Annotated in this window: 6 protein-coding genes, 1 pseudogene and 1 riboswitch; of the genes and pseudogenes, 5 read left to right on the top strand and 2 right to left on the bottom strand. The window is 77.6% G+C overall.

Annotation, left to right across the window (positions count from 1 at the left end; all coding sequences use genetic code 11):
- Nucleotides 1–182, top strand: a pseudogene (locus ACFV0G_RS34550) (M56 family peptidase); the annotation flags it as partial.
- Between the two features lie 139 nt (nt 183–321).
- Complete coding sequence (locus tag ACFV0G_RS34545; protein ID WP_380556512.1) at nt 322–1,680, top strand: GAF domain-containing protein; 1,359 nt, start codon at nt 322–324, stop codon at nt 1,678–1,680.
- Nucleotides 1,681–1,693: 13 nt separating this feature from the next.
- On the opposite strand, the gene ACFV0G_RS34540 is transcribed toward ACFV0G_RS34545, so the two are convergent.
- Nucleotides 1,694–2,200, bottom strand: coding sequence for an SsgA family sporulation/cell division regulator (locus tag ACFV0G_RS34540; protein WP_380556510.1), 507 nt, complete (start codon nt 2,198–2,200; stop codon nt 1,694–1,696).
- Between the two features lie 274 nt (nt 2,201–2,474).
- Here ACFV0G_RS34540 and ACFV0G_RS34535 point away from each other — a divergent pair, with 274 nt between their 5' ends.
- Nucleotides 2,475–3,368, top strand: coding sequence for a hypothetical protein (locus tag ACFV0G_RS34535; protein ID WP_380556508.1), 894 nt, complete (start codon nt 2,475–2,477; stop codon nt 3,366–3,368).
- A gap of 40 nt (nt 3,369–3,408) precedes the next feature.
- On the opposite strand, the gene ACFV0G_RS34530 is transcribed toward ACFV0G_RS34535, so the two are convergent.
- Nucleotides 3,409–3,969: a histidine phosphatase family protein gene (locus ACFV0G_RS34530; protein ID WP_380556506.1), complete on the bottom strand. Its 561-nt coding sequence runs from the start codon at nt 3,967–3,969 to the stop codon at nt 3,409–3,411.
- 128 nt (nt 3,970–4,097) lie between these two features.
- A riboswitch (cobalamin riboswitch) is annotated at nt 4,098–4,260 on the top strand.
- A 32-nt stretch (nt 4,261–4,292) separates the two neighbouring features.
- On the opposite strand from ACFV0G_RS34530, the gene ACFV0G_RS34525 reads away from it, so the two are divergent.
- Together ACFV0G_RS34525 and ACFV0G_RS34520 are read left to right on the top strand one after the other, a co-directional pair.
- The gene (locus tag ACFV0G_RS34525; protein WP_380556504.1) at nt 4,293–4,511 is read left to right on the top strand and encodes a CbtB-domain containing protein; all 219 of its coding nucleotides are present in this window, start codon (nt 4,293–4,295) and stop codon (nt 4,509–4,511) included.
- A gap of 13 nt (nt 4,512–4,524) precedes the next feature.
- A partial coding sequence (locus ACFV0G_RS34520; protein ID WP_380556502.1) for a CbtA family protein occupies nt 4,525–5,327 on the top strand: 803 nt, incomplete at its 3' end.

The raw sequence follows: 5,327 nt of genomic DNA, 5'->3' as shown, positions 1-5,327 counted from the left end.
GCCCGGAGCCGCGCCGGGTCGCCGCCCAGCTCGCCCCGCCCGCCGCCCGCCGCGGCCCCGGCCCCACCGCCGCGGCCGTCCTGCTCGCCTGCTGTCTGGCCGCCACCGCCGCCACCGCGCTGGAGGCCACCGACGACCTCCACCAGGCCGTGGAGACCGCCCAGGCCGCCACCGGTCACTAGCCGCTCCGCGCCACCTCGCGAACCGGCCATCATGGCCGATCCGCACCGCCCGTGATGAGAATTCCCGCTCCCCGGGCATGTCCCGATCGAGCGGCCGTACGCTGACTGCGGACCGGCGCACAGGGAGGGGCGGGGGCGGATGCAGAGGACACAGCGGGCTGCCCGCGCCCACACCGCCCGCACCCCCGCCGGCCTCGTCCGCGCCTACGACCTCGCGCTGACCGCGCCCGCCGGCCCGCCCGACCCCGGGGCCGCCCCCGCCGCCGCGCCCGCGCCCCGGCCCGAGATCAGCGACTCCTGGCTCCGGCTGCGCCGGCTCGGCCTGGACCCGGACACCGGCCGCAACGCCCGCCGGATCGGCACCGCCGACCTCGAACGGCGCCGCCACGACTCCCAGCTCGGCCAGGTGCTGCCGCTGCTGCGCGCCACCCTGCTCGGGCACCCCGAGGACGCCCCGGTCCTGCTCGCCGTCGCCGACCCCGAGGGCCACCTGCTCTGGATCGACGGCGCCCGCCCGCTGCGGCGCAGCGCCGACGGCATCGGCTTCGACAAGGGCGCCCGCTGGACGGAGGACGAGGTCGGCACCAACGGCATCGGCATGGCGATGCGCACCGAGCGGCCCACCAGCGTCCACTCCGCCGAGCACTACCTGCGCAGCCACCACGCCTGGACGTGCGTCGCCGCCCCCGTACGGGACCCGCGCACCGGCCGGATGCTGGCCGTGCTCGACCTGAGCGGACCGGCCCAGCAGGTGCAGCCGCACCTGCTCCGGCTGACCGCCACCGCGGCCCGGCTCGCCGAGGCCGAGCTGCGCGCCGTCCAGCTGGAGTCGCTGCACCGGCTGCGCACCCTCGCCGCCCCGCTGCTGGCCCGGGTGAGCGGTCCGGCGATGGTGGTGGACGGCGCCGGCTGGACGGCCGCCGCGGTCGGCGTGCCGCCGGTGCCGCGGCTGCGGCTGCCGGCCGAGGGCTGGGGCAGCGCCGCGGTGCAGTGGCTGCCGGCGTTCGGCCAGTGCGCGGTCGAGCCGCTGGGCGGCGGCTGGCTGGTCCGCCCGCTCACCGCCGCGCCCGCGGTCGCCGAGCAGAACGACGGCGCCCGGATCCACCTCGACCTGCGCCGCCCCGGCCGGCCGGAGCTGCACGTCCGCGGCGCGGCCGGCAGCTGGTCGCACACCCTCAGCCCGCGCCACGCCGAGGTGCTGCTGCTGCTCGCCGTCCGGCGGACGGGGCTGAGCGCCGCCCAGCTCGCCGACGGCCTGTTCGGCGACCCGGCGCGCACCGTCACCGTCCGCGCCGAGCTGTCCCGGCTGCGCCGCTACCTGGGCGCGCTGCTCGACCACCGGCCGTACCGGCTGGCGGGCTCGGCCGAGGTGTCGGTGAGCGGGCCGGCCGACCCGCTGGACCTGCTGGTGACCTCCGCCGCCCCGGCCGTCCGGGAGCTGCGGGCCGCGCTGCTGGCGGGCACCGCCCGGCTGCCGGGCGCCCCCGCCGCCCCGTAGGCCCGGGCGGCCGCTACTCGTCCCAGGCGCCGGCCAGCAGTGCGGCGAGCTCCTCGTCGCTCGGGCCGGCCGCGCTCTCCTGCTCGGCGCCGACCAGCGCGTAGGTGCGGTCCAGCCAGTCCCGCACGCGCGGCCGGGCGGCCTCCAGCAGGGCGCTGCCGTGCGGGGAGTCCAGCGCGATGTGCAGCGTGGAGCCGTGGCACGGGCAGTAGGCGGGCCAGAGCTTGATGTCGCCCTGGCCGCTGAGCGCGTGCAGCCCGTCGCGGAGCAGTTCGCGCGAGAACACCCAGTCCGCCTCGTCGAGTCGGCCCAGGTGGAAGGTCAGCAGCACCTCGCAGGGCCGCGCGGTGTCGTACCGGAAGCGGGTACGCACCTCTCCCACCTGGTCGTCGTCGAGCGCGATCCGCAGGGTCATCACCTCGTCCACCACCGCCGGGGCGGGGAGGCGGCGATCCGGTTCGTCGCCCGTGGGGGTGGCGGCGAGCGGATCGGAGGGTACGGACAGCGGGTCGCGCGGCATGACGGTCTCTCCGAGGCGGCTGGGGTTCCCCCAGGGTGCGGCACCGCGCGCCGGCGGGCAACGGTTGCAAGGGGTTGCAGTGCCGGCCGGGAACCGTCCGATTGGACGGTGCGTCAGATATCCGACACAGTACGTCATTACGGTTAACACATCCGTTGCGTCCCGGGTCTGGCGCCGGCCATGGCTGCCGCTGGTAGCCTCATGGCCCCGTCACGGCGGCCAGGGGCCCGTGACGGTTCCGGGGAGACGGCATCGCGCGGGGAGGAGGGGAGCCGTGGCGCTCCGCGAGCACACCGGGTCGGCCGGCCAGGCGGTCCGGTACGGGCGGCACAGCCGGCCCAGGCCGATCGGCGGCAGGCTGCGGCTGCCGACCATCAGGTTCTCCGGCGCCGCGATGGCGATGTCCACGGTCGTCGGGATCAGCATCGCGACCACCTGGCTGCTGAACGAGCAGCAGGGCGTGGGCCGCAACCCCGGCGTGTCGAACGTCGGCGCCAGTCCGCCGCTGCCGAGCCCGGACTCCCCGCCGTCCACCGCGGCCGCACCCGCCCTCGCCGCCCGCACCGACGCGGCGTCGCCGGGCACCCCGGCGAGCCCGAGGACGCGGCCGACACCGCACCCGAGCGGGTCCGGCCGGACACTCGCCGACCCGCGGCCCGGCACCTCCCGTGCACCCGCCCCGTCCGGCTCCCCGACCACCTCCGGCCCGGTCGGGCTGCGGCCCGTCGGCACCGGCGGCGGCAGCGGCAGCGGCGCGCCGACCAGGCCCGGCCGGCCGGTCGGCGACGCGCTGTCCGGGCAGGCCCGGGTCGAGGCCTTCGGCCCCTCCGGTCTGCGGCACACGGTCGTGCTGACGGTCCGCCGGCCGCTGACGGCGCTCCAGGTCGAGCTCCGCCTGGAGCGGCCGGCGACGCTGCCCGGCACCGCCCCGGTCTGCAGCATGCCGGGCGTGGTGACCACCGTCTCGGTGGAGCGCGGCACCCTGGTGTACCGCTACACGCTCCCGGCCGGGGCGGACCTCGCCCCCGGCCGGTACAGCTTCGAGGTGCTCGGCGCCCGGCCCGCCCGGACGGACGCCGCGCCCGCCGGCCCGGCCGAGACCTGGTCGGCGGCGGCGTTCCTGCTCGACGACCCGCAGGCGGTCGCCGTCCGCGGCACCTTCGGCTGACTTCGGCTGACCGCCCGGCCGGGGCCCCGTCCGGCCCGGCCTAGGCCGCTCCGGCCGCCGCCAGCCGGACGTTCCACCGGCCGAGCCGCCCGGTCAGCACGGTGGCCGACAGCGGCTCGACGTCGAGCCGCCAGAAGGCCGGCCCGGGCACCGCGAGGGCGTGCAGCACGGCGGCCCGGACGACGTCCGGCTCCACCACGGCGAGCACCCGCGGCCCGTCGGCGGGCAGCGCGTCCAGCCAGCCGCCGACCCGCCCGACCAGGGCCAGCACCGACTCCCCGCCGTGCGGGGCCGCGGCGGGGTCGGCCAGCCACCGGGCCACCTCCCCACCCTCCGCCGCGGCGACCTCCGCGAGGGTCCGGCCGCGCCAGCGGCCCATGCCGCACCCCGCCAGTTCGGCCACCGGCTCCGCCGGGTGCCCCAGCGCCCCGGCGGTCGCCAGGCAGCGCGGGGAGGGCGAGCGGACCACCCGGGCGCCGTCCGCCGGGAACCGCCCTGCGGCGGCCCGGGCCCGGCGCAGCTCCGCCTCGCCCGGCGTCCCGCCGTCCTCGAACCGGGCCTCCCGCCCGTCCGCGCCCAGCAGCGCTGAGACCAATGTCACGCGTACCGTCACCGCACGCTCCCCTCTCGCCAACTCCCTTGCCGAACGGGCGGATCCACCGCCCGGGCGGGCTCGCCGCAGCATCCCGGGGCACGCCCGGGCGCCGCGCGCCCCCGTGTGCGCCCTTGGCGGGCGTCCCCCGTGACGGTACCTTCGGCTCGATATGACGACGGCATGACGGAAGTCCGGTGAGAATCCGGCACGGTCGCGCCACTGTGAGCCGCGCAGGACCCGCCCCGCGGGCGGTCCCTGGCGGGAAGTCAGACCCGGGCCGTCGTCCGTGCACCATCTAGCGGGACGCGAGTTCCCGAGGAGGTCCTGCCATGGCACAGTCCGTTGCTCCGGCCCTTGCCCCGACGTCGTCGGCGGCCCCCCTGCCCCTGAAGGCAATCCTTCCCTGGGCGGTCTTCTTCGGCATCCTGATGCTGACCCTGATCTACTTCGTCGGCGCCGAGCAGGGCGCCACCTCCCTCATCTCCGGCGAGAGCGTCCACGAGTGGGTGCACGACGGCCGCCACCTGCTCGGTTTCCCCTGCCACTGACCCAGGGGACACCGTGAACTCCGCCACCGTCAGATCTCTGCTGGTCCGCGGCATGCTCGCGGGCCTCGCCGCGGGCCTGCTCGCACTCGTCGTCGCCTACCTGCTCGGCGAGCCGCGGGTCGACGCGGCCATCGCCTACGAGGACGCCCACTCCACCGAACACGGCATGGAGATCGTCAGCCGGTCCCTCCAGTCAACCGCCGGCCTGGCCACCGGCGTCCTCGTGTACGGCGTGGCGCTCGGCGGCATCGCCGGGCTCGCGTACTGCTTCGCCCTCGGCCGCACCGGCCGCTTCGGCCCGCGGGCGAGCGCCGCACTGCTCTCCGGCGGCGCCCTGCTCGCCGTCTACCTGGTCCCCTTCCTCAAGTACCCGGCCAACCCGCCGTCCGTCGGCGACCCGGAGACCATCGGCAGGCGGACCACGCTGTACTTCCTGATGATGGCGCTCGGCGTGCTGCTGGCCGTCGCCGCGACCATCCTCGGCCGGCGGCTCGCCCCCCGGTTCGGCAACTGGAACGCCACGGTCGCCGCCGTGGCCGCCTTCGCCGTGGCGGTCGGGCTCGCCTACGCCGTCCTCCCGGCGGTCAACGAGGTCCCCGAGGACTTCCCGGCCACGCTGCTCTGGCAGTTCCGGGTCTCAGCGGTGGCCATCCAGCTGACCTTCTGGGCCTCCTTCGGGGTGCTCTACGGACACCTGGCCGAGCGCCTGCTCACTCCGGCGGCCGCCCGGCCGGCGGGGGGCGCCCCCCCGCGGGGGCGCCCCCCGCGCGGGCCGCGCCGACCTGCGGCACGGTGGACGAGGGGCCGTCACACCAC

The organism is Kitasatospora sp. NPDC059571, assembly GCF_042735675.1.
Lineage (GTDB): Bacteria > Actinomycetota > Actinomycetes > Streptomycetales > Streptomycetaceae > Kitasatospora.
This window is presented reverse-complemented; position numbering and strand designations above follow the sequence as displayed.